Annotated in this window: 17 protein-coding genes; 7 read left to right on the top strand and 10 right to left on the bottom strand. The window is 67.4% G+C overall.

The window, feature by feature from the left end; translation table 11 throughout:
• Positions 1-146 precede the first annotated feature (146 nt).
• Entirely contained in the window at positions 147-695 is a 549-nt protein-coding gene (locus tag MKL20_RS04855) for an HNH endonuclease (RefSeq protein ID WP_243969402.1), read from the top strand.
• Positions 696-857: 162 nt separating this feature from the next.
• On the opposite strand, the gene MKL20_RS04850 is transcribed toward MKL20_RS04855, so the two are convergent.
• The gene (locus tag MKL20_RS04850; protein WP_244035736.1) at positions 858-1,031 is read right to left on the bottom strand and encodes a hypothetical protein; all 174 of its coding nucleotides are present in this window, start codon (positions 1,029-1,031) and stop codon (positions 858-860) included.
• A gap of 74 nt (positions 1,032-1,105) precedes the next feature.
• On the opposite strand from MKL20_RS04850, the gene MKL20_RS04845 reads away from it, so the two are divergent.
• Complete coding sequence (locus MKL20_RS04845) at positions 1,106-1,426, top strand: tautomerase family protein (RefSeq protein ID WP_244035735.1); 321 nt, start codon at positions 1,106-1,108, stop codon at positions 1,424-1,426.
• 173 nt (positions 1,427-1,599) lie between these two features.
• Here MKL20_RS04845 and MKL20_RS04840 read toward each other — a convergent pair whose 3' ends face one another.
• Complete coding sequence (locus MKL20_RS04840; RefSeq protein ID WP_243969399.1) at positions 1,600-2,250, bottom strand: BON domain-containing protein; 651 nt, start codon at positions 2,248-2,250, stop codon at positions 1,600-1,602.
• 244 nt (positions 2,251-2,494) lie between these two features.
• Positions 2,495-3,640 carry an acetate/propionate family kinase gene (locus tag MKL20_RS04835; protein ID WP_244035734.1) on the bottom strand — a complete coding sequence of 382 codons (1,146 nt, stop codon included), beginning with the start codon at positions 3,638-3,640 and terminating at the stop codon, positions 2,495-2,497.
• Between the two features lie 183 nt (positions 3,641-3,823).
• On the opposite strand from MKL20_RS04835, the gene MKL20_RS04830 reads away from it, so the two are divergent.
• A complete protein-coding gene (locus tag MKL20_RS04830; RefSeq protein ID WP_244035767.1) occupies positions 3,824-6,322 on the top strand; it encodes a phosphoketolase in 2,499 nt (832 codons plus the stop codon).
• Between the two features lie 118 nt (positions 6,323-6,440).
• Positions 6,441-6,758, top strand: coding sequence for a c-type cytochrome (locus MKL20_RS04825; protein WP_243969716.1), 318 nt, complete (start codon positions 6,441-6,443; stop codon positions 6,756-6,758).
• Positions 6,759-6,815: 57 nt separating this feature from the next.
• Here the strand turns inward: MKL20_RS04825 and MKL20_RS04820 are convergent, their stop codons facing one another.
• Both MKL20_RS04820 and MKL20_RS04815 read right to left on the bottom strand, forming a co-directional pair.
• On the bottom strand, positions 6,816-7,460 hold the full coding sequence (locus MKL20_RS04820) for a DUF1003 domain-containing protein (protein WP_409568113.1): 645 nt from the start codon (positions 7,458-7,460) through the stop codon (positions 6,816-6,818).
• Complete coding sequence (locus MKL20_RS04815; RefSeq protein WP_244035733.1) at positions 7,460-8,278, bottom strand: universal stress protein; 819 nt, start codon at positions 8,276-8,278, stop codon at positions 7,460-7,462. The genes MKL20_RS04820 and MKL20_RS04815 overlap by 1 nt, the downstream gene beginning before the upstream one ends.
• 215 nt (positions 8,279-8,493) lie before the next feature.
• Here MKL20_RS04815 and MKL20_RS04810 point away from each other — a divergent pair, with 215 nt between their 5' ends.
• Positions 8,494-9,312, top strand: coding sequence for a universal stress protein (locus MKL20_RS04810; protein WP_244035732.1), 819 nt, complete (start codon positions 8,494-8,496; stop codon positions 9,310-9,312).
• 34 nt (positions 9,313-9,346) lie between these two features.
• Positions 9,347-9,529 carry a hypothetical protein gene (locus tag MKL20_RS04805; protein WP_244035731.1) on the top strand — a complete coding sequence of 61 codons (183 nt, stop codon included), beginning with the start codon at positions 9,347-9,349 and terminating at the stop codon, positions 9,527-9,529.
• A gap of 201 nt (positions 9,530-9,730) precedes the next feature.
• On the opposite strand, the gene MKL20_RS04800 is transcribed toward MKL20_RS04805, so the two are convergent.
• The 5 genes from MKL20_RS04800 to MKL20_RS04780 all read right to left on the bottom strand — a co-directional run bounded on the left by MKL20_RS04800 (position 9,731) and on the right by MKL20_RS04780 (position 13,345).
• Positions 9,731-10,204: a hypothetical protein gene (locus MKL20_RS04800; RefSeq protein ID WP_244035730.1), complete on the bottom strand. Its 474-nt coding sequence runs from the start codon at positions 10,202-10,204 to the stop codon at positions 9,731-9,733.
• A 39-nt stretch (positions 10,205-10,243) separates the two neighbouring features.
• A complete protein-coding gene (locus MKL20_RS04795; RefSeq protein WP_244035729.1) occupies positions 10,244-10,444 on the bottom strand; it encodes a hypothetical protein in 201 nt (66 codons plus the stop codon).
• Positions 10,445-10,517: 73 nt separating this feature from the next.
• A complete protein-coding gene (locus tag MKL20_RS04790) occupies positions 10,518-11,165 on the bottom strand; it encodes a BON domain-containing protein (RefSeq protein WP_244035728.1) in 648 nt (215 codons plus the stop codon).
• A gap of 544 nt (positions 11,166-11,709) precedes the next feature.
• Positions 11,710-12,504, bottom strand: a complete 795-nt coding sequence (locus MKL20_RS04785; protein ID WP_244035727.1) for a helix-turn-helix domain-containing protein — start codon at positions 12,502-12,504, stop codon at positions 11,710-11,712.
• Positions 12,505-12,778: 274 nt separating this feature from the next.
• Entirely contained in the window at positions 12,779-13,345 is a 567-nt protein-coding gene (locus tag MKL20_RS04780) for an OsmC family protein (protein ID WP_244035726.1), read from the bottom strand.
• Positions 13,346-13,503: 158 nt separating this feature from the next.
• On the opposite strand from MKL20_RS04780, the gene MKL20_RS04775 reads away from it, so the two are divergent.
• Positions 13,504-14,433, top strand: a complete 930-nt coding sequence (locus MKL20_RS04775) for a LysR family transcriptional regulator (protein WP_243969377.1) — start codon at positions 13,504-13,506, stop codon at positions 14,431-14,433.
• The last annotated feature ends 205 nt before the right edge of the window (positions 14,434-14,638 follow it).

Below are 14,638 nucleotides of genomic sequence, written 5' to 3'. Positions count from 1 at the left end.
TTGCTCCTTCCGCCTCTCCCGCCGAGCCGACGCCCCGTCCGCCGGCCCCTCCTGCGCCGGCCCCCGGCCGCGTCGGACGGGCCGGTGGGGCGCCGGCGCGTTCCCGCGCGTTACACGCGTCAGAGATAGTCCGAAGAGTCGCGCCGATGATGGATCTCCAAACCCTCGTCCTGAACGCGGATTATCGGCCGCTCTCGTACAATCCGCTGTCCCTGTGGTCGTGGAAGGACGCCTTCACGGCCCTGTTCCTCGATCGCGTCACCCTGGTGGCGAGCTACGATGTCGAGGCGCGCTCGCCGTCGCGGTCGCTGCGGGTGCCGAGCGTGGTGGCGCTGAAGAACTACGTGACGCTCGCCCGCAGCCCGGCCTTCACCCGCTACAACATCTACCTGCGCGACGGTTTCAGCTGCCAGTATTGCGGGTTGCGGCTGCCCTCGGGCGGCCTGACCTTCGACCACGTGGTGCCGCGCTCCCGGGGCGGCCTGTCGAGCTGGGAGAACGTCGTGGCGGCCTGCTCGCCCTGCAACCTGCGCAAGGCCAACCGCACCCCGCAGGAGGCGGACATGCCGCTCGCCACCGAGCCGCGCCGGCCGACCCGCTACGAGCTGCACCACCGCCAGCCCGAGTTCGACCACCGCCAGTACCACCACACCTGGCTCGACTACCTGTACTGGGACAGCGAGCTGGAGAGCTGAGGCGGGGTGACCGAGTAAGATATCTGTCGTGCACCCCATAAGGGCGTCAAACACCCCATAAAGATGTCACGTTACACCCCATAAGCGTGCGACGTCCCTGGGGGAAACACACGAACGGCAGGGGTCTTCCCGGCCGTTCGTCATCACATCGATCAGCTTCGTTCAGGCCGAATGCGTCGCGAGGACGACAAGGCTTGGCAGCCTGGCTTGCACGAAAGGCAAGTGCTGGGGCTCGAACAGAATCGGCACAGCTGCCGCTCCCTTCGCCCTCGCCACGGCCAGGCGATGGTTGCCGCCAACGATGATGATCTCGCCGGTGGTGTGGGGCTGGACCATAGCGGGGTCATCGCCCCGCCCGACGATGCACTAACTTCAAACCCGGGCCACCAAATGGGGGTAGGCCGATCGGCATGATCGTCTACCAGGCCATGATCGATGTCCTCAAGGCGCCGGTCGGCGACCGCTTCCAGGTCATTGCCGAACACGAACCTGCGAACTTTATCTTCGATCCGGACTTCCTCGGCATCCATCGATCGGCCGGATGCATCGTCATCCAAGTCACGCTAGTCACGGGCCGATCGCTCGAACAGAAGCGCGGCTTCTACCGGCAGGTGACGGATGCGCTGCAGGAGAGGCTCGATGTCCATCGGGAGGACGTCGTGATCAACCTCGTACCGGTTTCCGCCCAGGATTGGTCGTTCGGCAATGGCGAGGCGTCACTCGTCAAATAACCTCCTGAGTAAGCTCGACCTAAGCGAGATTCATGCACCGACCTGTGATATTCGCTCGATACCAGGAAGAGGGGTAGCGGGCGATTGGCGACATTCGCCCGCACCGCACATCTAGGCCCGGACGAGGAAGCGCAGTCGTTAAGGCCAGCCCCGGCTTGGACGGCGTGTTTCGCTCAGACGACGCCGATGCTGTTCACGACGGCCGTGGTGCCCGGGGAGGCCCAAGCCGCGCCCATCGCCTGGCGCCGTTCCTGCATCGAGCGGACGGTGCCTCCGAGATAGACGGTCCCGCCCTCCGCCTTGACGGTGACGGTCTTGGGATCGAACAGCCACGAACGGTCCAAAGCCTCGCTGATGCTGTCGCTGACGGCCTCGACATCGACCTGCGGCCTGACCACGATGCGGTTGTTGACCGCGATGACGCCGGACAATTGCCTGAGTTCGCGCTCGGCGACCTCGGATTGAAAGCGGTGGTCGACATCGCCCGTGAGGGTGACGGTACCCTTCGAAACCTTCACGAGGACGCTATCCGGCGGCACCGCCACGTTCCATGCCAAGCGCGCGATGGCGGTGGCGGCGATGTCCTCGTCGGACCGCTTGCGGGCGTAAGGCACCACGACCTCGATCTCCTGGACGAGGGCCCTGACGCCTCTGACGCGGCAGGCGGCGGCCTCGGCAGCGATCCTCTCGTCGTAAGTGTCGACCTGACCGGAGAGCGCAACCACGCCGTCCTTGGCCGTGACGCCGATCTCCGATGAGGTCACGGCCGGGTCCCAGATAAGCTCGGCCGTGACGCGATGCTGCAAGCTGGTGTCATGGGACATGATGGACTCCTTGGGCGCGGCGGGTTCAACGATCTAGGGGAGGACTTTCGACCCCGTCCGATGCGAGGCTTTCCGGCGTCCACGTCGAAGCGTGTCCCGGCATCGGGCGAACGTAGGTGGCGCGACCGGCTCGGTCGTTGATCCAGCGCAAGGATCAGAACGGACGGTTTGCCGGTCTGATCGGTGGGCCGGCACGGTCGCCAAGTCGGCTCGTTGACACTGCGCCGGCCATCGTCATCCTTCTTCAAGCGCCGATGAGCCGTCTCGCTTCGTCGGCGATCTCTCGCTCCTCGTCGGCCGGGATGACCAGGACTGGAACCGACGAATCGTCCCGGTCGATGCGCGCGCAACCTTGCTCGTTGCGACCCGGATCGAGTTTGAGTCCGAGGAACGCCAGACGTCCGCAGATATCGGCACGGATGGCTGTAGCGTTCTCGCCGATGCCGCCGGTGAACACGAAGGCGTCCAGGCCGCCGAGGGCGGCAACGAGGGAGCCGGTCTCGCGCACGATGCGGTAGGCGAACAGGTCGAGGGCCTCGCGGGCCTCCGGCGCCCGGCTGGTCTGCAGGACCCGGACGTCATCGCTGATGCCCGAGACACCGAGCAGGCCCGAGCGCCGGTTGAGCATTTCGGCGACCTCGGACGCGGACATGCCGCGCGCCTGGATCAGGTGGAGCACGAGGCCCGGATCGACGGTGCCGGAACGGGTCCCCATCATTACTCCCCCGAGAGTGGTCAACCCCATCGTGGTGGCGACGCTACGCCCTTCCGCCATGGCGCAGAGGCTGGAACCGTGACCGAGATGGGCGACGACGACGCGTCCCCGGGCCCTTTCGCCGATCAAGCTTGGCAGTACGCGTGCGATGTGGGCGAAGGACAGCCCGTGGAAACCGAAGCGCAGAAGGCCGTCCTCGGTGAGCGCACGCGGGATCGGCTCGATCTGGGCTAGACGGTCCTGGGTCCGGTGGAAGGCGGTGTCGAAGCAGGCGACCTGCGGCAGGCCGGGCCAAGCCGCATCGACTGCGGCGATGATGGCGAGCCCCATCGGCTGGTGGCCCGGGGCCAGCGGCACCAGCGCCTCCAGTTCCGCGCGCAGACCGGCATCGATGCAGGCCGGACCGCGGTGTCGGGCTCCACCATGGACGATCCGGTGCCCGACCGCCCGGAGGTGGAGATGCGGCATTCGCCTCAGGCGCGCCAGGAGCCAGCCGACCACGGCGCCGAGACCGCCCCCGGGCGGTGCGTCGTCGAGGTCGAGGTCGCCCGTGACGGTCAGGTGCACGTCACCGTCGATCCCGGAGACGTGCACGCGCCAGACGGCGACGTCCTCGCCGTCCCTGAACAGGGCGCATCGCAGGCTGGACGACCCGGCATTGAGGACGAGGATCATGCGCATCTCCGGAGAGGCCCTGACTGGCACGGCTCGGCGGGGAGCGGCGTGATCCAGATCAAAGCGCCCGCGCGTCGGGGATGCGACCAGAGGGTCGGACGGGGCGCCGAGTCGCTCCGCAGTGCCCGGGAGTCCGAGATGCCTATCGTGAACGATCCGAGAGGCGACCGCCAAGATACCGGGATGCAAGGCACCGGCATGAAGGTGGCCGGTCTGGACTTCGTACCTGGTCCGCTCGGGCCGACCGGCCTCGACGCCATCGACGCGTACTGGCGGGCGGCGAACTATCTCTCGGTCGGCCAGATCTATCTGCTCGACAACCCGCTGCTGCGCGAGCCACTTTCCCTTGCCGATGTAAAGCCACGCCTTCTCGGCCACTGGGGAACCACGCCGGGCCTGAACTTCATCTACGCCCACCTCAACCGGGCCATCGTCCTGCGCGACCTCGACATGATGGCCGTGTGGGGACCGGGGCACGGCGCGCCCGGGCTGGTCGCCAATGCTTGGCTCGATGGGACCTACGGCGAGGTCTATCCGGACATCGCCTCCGACACCGACGGGATGCGCCGCCTGTTCCGGCAGTTCTCGTTTCCCGGCGGCATCCCGAGCCACGCCTCCCCGGAACTGCCGGGCTCGATCCACGAGGGCGGCGAACTCGGCTACTCCCTGATCCACGCGTTCGGAGCCGCCCTCGACAACCCGGGCCTGATCGTCGCCTGCGTGATTGGGGACGGCGAGGCAGAGACCGGACCGCTAGCGGCTTCCTGGCACGCGTCCAAGTTCCTCGATCCCGTCGGCGACGGTACCGTCCTGCCGATCCTCCACCTCAACGGCTACAAGATCGCCAACCCAACGATCCTCGCGCGGATGCCGGCGGCGGAACTACGAAGCCTGCTCGTCGGCTACGGTTACGAGCCGCTGTTCGTCGAAGGCGACGATCCGGGTCCGATGCACCAGGCCATGGCGACAGCCCTCGACTACGCCCTCGATCGCATCGCCGAGATCCGGGAACGCGCCCCGAACCGCGATGTCGGCCGGCCGAGCTGGCCGATGATCGTGCTGCGCAGCCCGAAGGGATGGACCGGGCCGAAGACGGTCGACGGTAAGCCGGTGGAGGGAACCTGGCGGTCGCATCAGGTGCCCGTGGCCGCCCTGCGCGAGAACCCGGAGCACCTCGCGATCCTGGAGACCTGGATGCGATCCTACCGGCCCGACGAGCTCTTCGATGATGCGGGCCGCCTGAGTCCGGAGTTGGCCGCGCTCCATCCGCGCGGCGACCGCCGTTTGAGCGCCAATCCCCATGCCAATGGCGGACGAGATCCGAGGCAACTACGGCTGCCCGAACTCGCCGCCTACGCCGTCGCGATGCCGTCCCACGGCACGGCATCGGCAGAGGGGACCCGCGTGCTCGGCGGATACCTCCGCGACGTGCTCGCCCTCAACGCGACGGCTCGAAACTTCCGTGTCATGGGACCGGACGAGACCCTCTCCAATCGCCTCGATGCCGTCTTCGACGTCACCGACCGGGTCTGGCGCGACGCCATCCTGCCGACCGACGAGCACCTAGCGCGCCAGGGACGGGTGATGGAGGTGCTCTCCGAGCACCTCTGCGAGGGCTGGCTCGAAGGCTACCTGCTCACCGGGCGCCACGGCGTCTTCGCGTGCTACGAGGCCTTCATCCACATCGTCGATTCGATGGTGAACCAGCATGCGAAGTGGCTGAAAGCGTCCCGTGCGCTGGCGTGGCGCAAGCCCGTGCCCTCGCTCAACATCCTGCTGACCTCGCATGTCTGGCGCCAGGACCAGAACGGGTTCAGCCACCAGGACCCGGGCTTCATCGACTTCGTCGCGAACAAGAAGGGCGACACGGCGCGGGTCTACCTGCCGCCGGACGCCAACTGCCTGCTCTGGGTGATGGACCACTGCCTGCGCACGCACGACCGCATCAACGTCGTCGTCGCCGGGAAGCAACCCGCCCTGCAGTGGCTCAACGCGGACGAGGCGGCGCAGCATTGCGCGGCCGGGATCGGCGTCTGGGAATGGGCCTCGAACGACGGCGACGGCGAGCCCGACGTCATCATGGCCTGCGCCGGGGACGTTCCGACGATGGAGACGCTGGCGGCCGTTGCCTGGCTGCGCGACCGCATCCCGGCCATCCGGATCAGGGTCGTGAACGTCGTCGACCTGATGACGCTGCCCTCGCCCGACATGCACCCGCACGGTCTCGACGACACCACCTTCGACAGCCTGTTCACTCGGGACCGGCCGGTCGTGCTCGCCTATCACGGCTATCCCTGGCTCATCCATCGCCTGACCTACCGGCGCACCAACCACGCGAACATCCACGTCCATGGCTTCGTCGAGGAAGGGACGACCACCACCCCCTTCGACATGGCGGTGCTGAACGGGCTCGACCGTTACCACCTCGCGCTTGCCGCCCTGAAGTGGACGTCGGGGCTCGGGCCGTGCGTGGAGCGCGCCGAGGAAGAACTGCGGGACCTGCTGGCGCTGCACCGCGAACACGTCTGCCGCACCGGGGAGGACCTGCCGCAGGTGCGCGACTGGGCCTGGACGGATGCGTCCACCTTTGCCGGCACACGGACCGCGGGCGTCGGGTTCGACCTGCGGATGGTGAGGGAGGTCGTAGACTACGAGACCGGGCCGGACCGCCAGCCGACCTAGGCGTCGCAGCCCTGGGGTCGGTGCGGCGGGAGGCTTGGTCGCGCGCGCGTCCCGGCCCGTCGGGCCGATGGCCCTTGCCGGATCCACGACTCACCGAACCCGGAGCCTTCCCGTGTCCATGCGCCTTGCCTTATCGATGCTTCTCCTCACTGGAGTGATGGAGACCGCGGCGGCCGCCACCGACGGACAGGTCCAACGCGGTAAGACCTTCGTCGGGGCGAATTGCGCCACTTGCCATGCCGTCGGACGGATCGGAGAGAGCCCGCTGGCCGTCGCGCCCGCATTCCGAGACCTCCACACGCGATATCCGATCGAGGATCTCGGCGAGGCCCTGGCGGAGGGCATCACCACCGGGCATCCGACCATGCCGCAGTTCCAGCTTGAGCCCGACCAGATCACAGACGTGTTGGCCTACCTGAAGTCCCTGGAACGATAAGCGTCCCGCGATGAAGGCGTCCAACCAGAATCCTTAGGAACCGGACATCGGGGCCCGTCAGGGAGGCGTCGGCTTCGCGGCGTCTGCATCGACCGCCCTGCCGATGGCCTCGATCTGCGTCGACTGCTCGGCCAGCATGCCTTCGAGACGCTCCATCCGAATGCGGTCGAGCTTGTCATGCAGGGCCATGATCTCGACCTCCGCTTTCAGGTTGATCTCGTAGTCGAGGCTGGCGGCGACCCGGTCCCTCGCCGCCTGCCGGTTCTGCGACATCAGGATCACCGGCGCCTGAAGGGCAGCGACCATCGACAGGATCAGGTTCAGGAAGATGTACGGATAGGGGTCGAAGGCGCCGGCTCGGGCAAGGACGACGGTGTTCACCACGACCCATGCGACGAGCATGCCCGTGAAGACCAGGATGAACCCCCAGGACCCGCCCATCTGCGCCACGCGATCCGCGAGACGCTCCCCGAACGTCTGGCGCTCGACGAGGACGCTGTTCACGTCCCGGGCCACATGCTGCCGCTTCGCGATGTGGAGGATGACTCTACGCTCGCGCTCGGACAGCCCTTCCAGACCGGCCTCCATCAACTGCCGGGCAAGCTGGGTGACCGCGCCATCGACGGGTGGTTTTGCTGGATGATCGGTGCTTGCCTGGATGGCGAGAGGGACCGTGCCGCTCGACAGGAGGTGCTCGATCATCAATGGCTCAGGAAGCTGCAGACGGGGCAGTGGCGCAGGACCTCCCGGGTGACGCCGCCGAGGACGTCCTCTCGCAGGCGCCCATGACCGTAGGCCCCCATGACGATCAGGTCCGTCGCGCCCTCGGACGCCAGGTCGAGCAGGACTTCCGCGTCGCTGCCTCCCTCGCACGGGTGCTCGGCGGAAGTCGCGGGGATGCCTTGTGCCGAGAGGTAGGTCGCCACGTCGGCGGCGCCGGAAACCCGGTCCTCGTGCGTGATCGCGACGACGTCGACCCGGTCCGCCAGGCGGAGGATCGGAAGCGCGTCCAGCACCGCGCGACGGGCCTCCCGCGTATCCTTCCACGCCACCATCACGCGTCGGCCTTCGAGGTAATCGATGCCGGGCGGCACGACGAGCACCGGACGTCCCGCCACGAGCACCACGGAGGCGGCGTCGAGCGGCAAGGGGCATCCGGTCGCCCCGTCCGGGCATCCCCGCCCGACCACCACGAGGTCGGCGGCTCGGGCGTGGCTGGCCAGGAAGGCGAGCCCGGGTTCGAGGGCGGATCGCCATGAGACCCGGCTCCGGGTGCCGACGGCCGCACGGAACAACTCCTGCGCCTGGGCGAGCCCGTCCGAGACGGCCCGTCGCGAAAGGGCCGGCAGGAGGGCCGAGGCGCCCATCGGACCGACCTGGGCGGTGACATGGTCGGGCGCCTGCGCGGCGACGCCTATCGTCCGGGCCCCGACCGCGTCCGCGAGACGGGCTGCGATCGCGATCCGTCCGCCCGCATCGCCTGCGAGGTCGACGGAGACCATGATGCTCGCGAAGGTCATGGATGGGACGGCTCCCTTCGGCAAAGTCCGAGAATGCCAGTTCCCCGGGGCGCCGGCTTTGACCCATCGCAAGGGCATGGCCCGAAATCGTCCCGGACCATCGCCTGCGGACGACGACGCCTGGCCTTTCGTGTCCGAGAGTTGGGTTTGCGCTGGATCAACGATGGATGCCCGTCGAACCGGCATGGTCCTCCCCTCGTCACCGGAGGTTCCCCATGTCGTATGCCAGCATCATCGTCGCCGTGGATCCCGGGGCGCGGGCGGCTCCGCGGATCGGGCTGGCCGCGCACCTCGCGCGACGGCTCGATGCACGCCTCATCGGCGTCGCGGCGTGGGGACCGGACTACCCGCGGGGGTTCGGGGAAACGTCCGTGCCGACCGGTTACGGGATCGAGGACCTCCGTCAGAAAGCCTTCGACGAGTTGCGCCAGGCGGAAGAGGTCTTCCGCCTGGCGGCCCGGCCGACGGAGCGGATCGAGTGGCGTTCCGAGCTCAGGGAAACGCTGACGTTCCTAGCGGAGCAATCGCGGGCGGCCGATCTCGTCGTCGTCGGACGTCAGGGTAAGAACGACGGACCGCATCTCGCGGCCGCCGTCGGACCCGGCGACGCGCTGATGGCGGTGGGCCGGCCGGTCCTCGTCGTGCCGCACGGCGTGGAACGATTGTCGGCGACCCGCGCGGTGGTGGCCTGGAAGAACACCCCGCAGAGCCGGCGGGCGATCTCGGATGCGATGCCGTTCCTCAAGCTCGCCGACGAGGTCCAGGTCGTTCAGGTCGCGAAGGACGGCGACCGGACCGAGTTGGACGATGTCGTGGCCTATCTCGGCCTGCACGGCGTCAAGGCCGTGGGGGTTCTCAAGGTCCCGAACGGTGGCGGGACGGCCGAGACCCTGCTCGACGCCGCCGAGGGGTTCAAGGCGGACCTCATCGTTGGCGGGGCCTTCGGGTACAGCCGCCTGCGGGAATGGTTCTTCGGCGGCGTCACCCGCAACCTGCTCGACCACAGCCCGGTCTGCTGCCTGATGTCCCACTGAACGCCATCCGGTGGATCGACATCCGGCGAGGTCGTTGATCCACCGCAAGGCCGATGCCGGCCCGGCATCTACGCCTGCACGGTCGACGCCCGCGTTCGGCCATGACGAGAAGGAGCGTCAAAAGGATCTGCCCCGCGCCGTCGAAGCCCTGATCAAGCAACGTGACCATCTCGTCGAGGCGCTCCGCCTGATCGACGAGGACGAGGCCTGCCTGTAGGCCAATAGAATCGGGACTGCCCCCAGATCTACCTATGGTACGGTAGCCATCATCGTCGGCGCGTCGCCTAGGCAATTCAAGCCTTGGTCTCCGCAGACGGCGACACTTACGGCGATCCCGAGGCGACGGGCCTCCGTGGATGGCATGCCGCCTCATCCAGCGTCAGGTCGCCGTCAGGGGCGGTGGAAACCCGTACGGCCATCACCGGACGGTCCGGTTCAGCATCTCGCGACCCAGCGCCAGCAACTGTCCGTCCGTCGCCGCCGAGAGGTCTACGGTCGCTGTTGCCACGACGCGTCCCTGCGTCTGGTGATGGTGCTCGCCGAGGCGCCGCGACAGGACCGACATCGCGCTGCTCTTGCCGGTGCCGTGGCCGACGATCGCGATACGCGGTGCGTCCCTGACCGACGCGATGATCCCGTCGTAGAAGGCCATGTCCTCCGGAGCACGCTGGCCGCGGTAGTTCCCACCTTCCTTGTGGGCGAGGTGGTGGATGTGGCCGTGGGGATCGTACGGCTTGAGCGTGGTATCGGTCGTCTCGCCCACGGTCCCGGGGTCGAGGCGATAGATCCGCGCCTCATGGTGATCGACGACGATCAGGGCATCGCTCTCGCCGGCGGCCGGGCTCGGCGTCATCAATTCCGTGGCATGTGCTGACAGGCCGGCCTCCTCCATCAGGAGCCTCAACCGCTCGACCTCGCGAGGGTCCATGTCCTAGCGCGGTGGCTGGGGGAAGGTCCGCGTCCGACCGCCGAGGCTCAGTCTCCAGTTCCCGTCCGGCTTTTCCTCGCTGGTCCCGATCCTGTCGACGAAGGCCACGACCTCCCGCCATTCAAGATTCTCGCTGGTCGGATGGTTGAAGATCAGGGCAAGGGTGGTCCGGTCGTGGCCGTGTATCCGGGCGTGCATCATCACGAGGGGCTCCTGAGGGAGGCCGTAGCGGGCGATCCAGTCGGACCGCCCGGCACGTCGGGCGGTTAAGGCGCTCTCAGACGACCCGGATGTCGTTGTCGACGCTCGTGGCGCCCGGGGCTCCCCAGGCGGTCCATCCGGCCATCTGCCGGTCGTACCAGGTGTGGACCGTGCCGCTCAGGTGGACGACGCCGCCGACCGCACTGACGTTGATGGTCTTCGGGTCGTACCAGCTCCGATGAAGGGCATCCGTGATGTCGGCGCTGATGTCGGACGCGTTCGGGCGCGGCTTGATCGTAAGGTTGTTCGCGATGCCGACGACGCCGAGCATGCCGCGGATGTCATGCTCGGCCGCGGCCTTCTGGAACTGCCACTCGACTTGGCCGGTCAGGGTGACCCAACCCTTCTCGACGGTGACCTTCACCGTCTCGTCGGGGACGGAGACGTTCCAGTCCAGGCGCTGGACCACGGCCACGGCGATCTCGTCGTCGTTCTTTCGGGCGTGCGCGGGAAGGCGGACCTCGATTTCCTCGGCGACCGCTCGGACGCCCTTGACGCGGCCGGCTGCCTTCTCGGCGGCGTACTTCTCCATGTAGTTCTGGACGTGCCCCGTCAGGGTCACGATGCCGTCCTTTGCGGTGACGCCGATATGGGCGGCGGTGACGCTCGGCTCCCAGCCGAGTTCCGCGAGGACGTTCGTCTGCAAGGTCTTGTCCATGGTCATGGTGCGTTTCCTGGATCGTCGGGGAATTCCTCAGGCCGCCTCCGTCGCCTCGGCGAGCCGGATCGAGACAGCGAAGCCTTCCGGCGTTGGCGGCCGCCGATGGGGCGTCCCGGCAGCGGTTCGTTTCGTCTGTGCCGATGGGGCGAACCCTATTCCCTGGCCCCGTCGCGTCCTTGATCCAGCGCAAAGTCCGTTGGCGACGTCGCGCGCATGCTGGCCATCGCGTGGGGCGGCCGAAACCGTCGCCCCGGATGAGGAGGCCCGGATGATGTCAGGAACACGCAAGACCATGCTCGCCGCCCTGGGGGCGCTTCTGGTCGCGACGACGTCCCAAGCGGCGCCCAGAGAGGGCGATCATGCCACGTCCAGCGGCCCGAACATGCCGCCTTCGGAGGACGTGGTGCCCAGCGATATCCGCCCATCGGACCCCGTCGACACGGGAGCGGTACAGGCTCCCGGTGTACCCGGCCCAAGGTCCCGTTGGCGGGACATCAAGCGACCACCGGTTCGCCCCCCGGGCCTTTAGGCACAGCGCAGGGGAAGATCAGTGTGCCGACATCCGTGCGAGGCGGTCGTGGTCCACGAGGCGTACGCCGCCCGGGACGATCAGGATGCAGTGGTCCCGGTCCAGCCTGGAGAATGTCCGGCTTACGGTCTCGATGGTCAGGCCGAGATGGTCGGCGATGTCGAGACGCCCCATCGGCAGCTCCAGGGTGACCGAGGATCGTCCGATCCGGACGTATCGCTCCTGCAGTCCCATCAGGAACGTCGCGATTCTCTCGTCCGCGGTCCGCCTCCCGAGCAACATCATCATGTCCTTGGCCCGGGACAGCTCGTGTCCCAGGATCTCATGCAGGTGCATCATCAGGCAGGGTTGCCCGCGAAGCAGGTCCATGAAAGCCAGCCGCTCGAACCTGCATGCGGTCACCGGACCGAGGGCGTCCGCAGACACGGTGAAGCGGTCCAGCAGGGACAACCCCAGGAAATCGCCCGGGAAGGCGAAGCCGGTGACCTGCCGGCGCCCGTCGGGGAGAATGCGATACAGGCGAAGCGCGCCTGAGCTGACGTTGAAGACGGATACCGCGGGCTCGTCCTGACCGTACAGGGTTTCCTTCTGGTCGAGCGCCACACGGCGGCTCAACGGCTCCAGCGTGTCCCGTTCCGCCAGCGGCAGAGCCGTTGCCAGGCTGATTAGACGGACCTTGCCGATGCCCCCGACCGGATACGACGGCGGGACGTGAAAGGGTGGCCTGATCGCCGGGCCGGCGGGTAGCGAATGGATCGACATGAGTCTGTCCTTTCGATGGGGAACGTCCTCTCGCGGTGGCCCGTGGGTCACCCCCTCGTCGTCTGGCTCTTCCGGAGGCGCCGCCTCAGCGACCCCGCCAGCGTTCGGTCGCCCGCCCCCGCTCCTCGTTGCGTGCGCGTTCGACAAACGCGTCCCGCCCATCCGCATCGAGTCAGAATACGCGTTGCAGGACCCCGGCCGCCAAGCCGGCCGTGGCATCATCTCGACGTCCAGGGCCCAACGCGAAGGCAAAGTGGTGGGGCTGTTCAAAATCGAGGACCTAGAACGCAGATCCGCGCGAATGCCGTTTCGGCGGCTATCCGGTTCAGGCCGCCGCGGCCACGGCAGGCGCGAGGGCGACGTCGAGGTGGACCGGATTGTGAAGGGTGTTCGCCACCGGTGACCACAGCACCGTGTGCCTGATGAGCGCCGCAAGGACCTTTCGGGACGCATCCGCGTCGATGCTCACGGCGACGCGGATGCTTTCGAACCCGATGGTCTTCGGGTGCAGGTCGCCGCTGCCCCAGACCGAGGTCATGTTGATGTCGGCCTCGACGTGCAGCTCCAGCGATCGGATCGGGATGCCCTGCCCGAGGGCGTTGGCGTGGATACCAATGGAGAGGCACGATCCCAACGCCGCGAGCAGCGCCTCGGAAGCGTTCGGCGCGGTGCTCTCGCCGAGCAGTCCCTCGGGCTCGTCCTCCATCACCGGCTGCGGCGGCAGGTTCCGGATGTAATTGAGTTGGCTCAATCTCCCCTGCGCGACGGTTCGGCACCGCAGGGTCCGGACGGCGGTCGGGTCGGCCTTGCCCTTATCGATCACCGTCTGAAGCTCGCGCTTGTCGATGGGGACCGTGGCTCCGACATCGGGTTTCACGGGAGGCAACGCCATTGATTTCTCCTCTACAGGGATGGCCGCCGTCAAAATTCCTTGATGGCGAAAATATTTCCGTCGTGGTTATTTCATGAGTTCCAGTATAAGCTCTTCGGCATTGAAGTCGGCCACCAAAGCTGACGAGGAGGAATGCGAAAACGGATCGCGGAGGCCGCATGCTGGACTGGGATGATCTGAGATTCTTCCTGACGCTCGCCCGGCACGGCACGCTCTCGGCCGCCGCCAAGGTGCTCCACGTGTCGCAATCGACGGTCGGACGCCGCCTGAACTCGCTGGAGGCGACCCTCGCGGTACGCCTGCTGAACCGGACCCCCGACGGATACGTGCCGACCCTGGCGGGCGAGGAGGTCCGCAGGAAGGCCGAAAGCCTGGAGGCCGAAGCCCTCGCCCTGGAACGGGACGTCACCGGGCGCGACACCCGCCTGCGCGGGCTGGTGCGGGTCACCTGCGCCGAGACCATGGCCGCGCACCTGCTGGCACCGAGCTTCGCCGGCCTGCACGCCAAGCATCCCGACATCATGATCGAGCTCATTCCGAACCCGCGGGAACTCAGCTTGGCGATGCGCGAGGCCGACATCTCCGTGCGTATGCGGCAGCCCGAGCAGCACGACCTCGTGGTGCGGCGCATCGGCGGCATCGCCTTCGGTCTCTACGCGACGCGGGACTACATCACGGAGCGCGGCGCACTCAACTTCGACGACGGTTGCCCCGACCACCATCTCATCACGCAGATGGAGGACAGCCAGGAGATGACGCAGTCGGCCTGGCTGACCGAGATGGCTCCCAGGTCCCGTATCGTCCTGCAGACCAGCAGCCACGAGGCCGCCGTGCTCGCAGCCGCCAATGGCGGAGGCCTGGCATGCCTGGCACGCTTCCGCGGCGACGAGGAGCGCCGGCTCACGAGATTGGAGGTGCCGACCGAACCTCCCAATGCCGACATCCTGCTGCTGGTCCACAAGGACAATCGCGACACCCCGAGGATCAGGACGGTGCTGACCCACATCACGGAGAGCATCCAGTCTTTGGGCAACGTGCTTCAGCCCCCGGGGGCGAACGATGGCGACGTTCGGGCCGTCGGCGTGTGAGGCGTTCCGCGAAGACATGGGATTTCCCAGCGGACCGCGCATGGATGGCTTTGCGTCCATCAGCGGAACGTGAGACCGCGTTTGATCCAGATCAAACTTGGACGTTTACTCGTGAAGCCCTGCCGATATCCGTCCTCGCATAGCTAGTTCTCAAATTCGCTTCGCGAATGTACTTTGGCAAGGCGCTAGCTTGTCATCGAGCGGA

This window comes from Methylobacterium sp. E-066 (genome assembly GCF_022829635.1).
Lineage (GTDB): Bacteria > Pseudomonadota > Alphaproteobacteria > Rhizobiales > Beijerinckiaceae > Methylobacterium.
The sequence above is the reverse complement of the archived record's forward strand: the minus strand, read 5'-3'. Positions and strand labels throughout refer to the sequence as shown.

Excerpts from the sequence above, each read along its gene's own strand:
- MKL20_RS04800 (WP_244035730.1), bottom strand. The coding sequence starts at position 10,204 with ATGGAGGAGGCCGGCCTGTCAGCACATGCCACGGAATTGATGACGCCG.
- MKL20_RS04820 (WP_409568113.1), bottom strand. The coding sequence starts at position 7,460 with ATGATCGAGCACCTCCTGTCGAGCGGCACGGTCCCTCTCGCCATCCAG.
- MKL20_RS04825 (WP_243969716.1), top strand. The coding sequence starts at position 6,441 with ATGCGCCTTGCCTTATCGATGCTTCTCCTCACTGGAGTGATGGAGACC.
- MKL20_RS04830 (WP_244035767.1), top strand. The coding sequence starts at position 3,824 with ATGCAAGGCACCGGCATGAAGGTGGCCGGTCTGGACTTCGTACCTGGT.
- MKL20_RS04835 (WP_244035734.1), bottom strand. The coding sequence starts at position 3,640 with ATGATCCTCGTCCTCAATGCCGGGTCGTCCAGCCTGCGATGCGCCCTG.
- MKL20_RS04815 (WP_244035733.1), bottom strand. The coding sequence starts at position 8,278 with ATGACCTTCGCGAGCATCATGGTCTCCGTCGACCTCGCAGGCGATGCG.
- MKL20_RS04845 (WP_244035735.1), top strand. The coding sequence starts at position 1,106 with ATGATCGTCTACCAGGCCATGATCGATGTCCTCAAGGCGCCGGTCGGC.
- MKL20_RS04855 (WP_243969402.1), top strand. The coding sequence starts at position 147 with ATGATGGATCTCCAAACCCTCGTCCTGAACGCGGATTATCGGCCGCTC.
- MKL20_RS04790 (WP_244035728.1), bottom strand. The coding sequence starts at position 11,165 with ATGACCATGGACAAGACCTTGCAGACGAACGTCCTCGCGGAACTCGGC.
- MKL20_RS04840 (WP_243969399.1), bottom strand. The coding sequence starts at position 2,250 with ATGTCCCATGACACCAGCTTGCAGCATCGCGTCACGGCCGAGCTTATC.
- MKL20_RS04775 (WP_243969377.1), top strand. The coding sequence starts at position 13,504 with ATGCTGGACTGGGATGATCTGAGATTCTTCCTGACGCTCGCCCGGCAC.
- MKL20_RS04780 (WP_244035726.1), bottom strand. The coding sequence starts at position 13,345 with ATGGCGTTGCCTCCCGTGAAACCCGATGTCGGAGCCACGGTCCCCATC.
- MKL20_RS04810 (WP_244035732.1), top strand. The coding sequence starts at position 8,494 with ATGTCGTATGCCAGCATCATCGTCGCCGTGGATCCCGGGGCGCGGGCG.
- MKL20_RS04850 (WP_244035736.1), bottom strand. The coding sequence starts at position 1,031 with ATGGTCCAGCCCCACACCACCGGCGAGATCATCATCGTTGGCGGCAAC.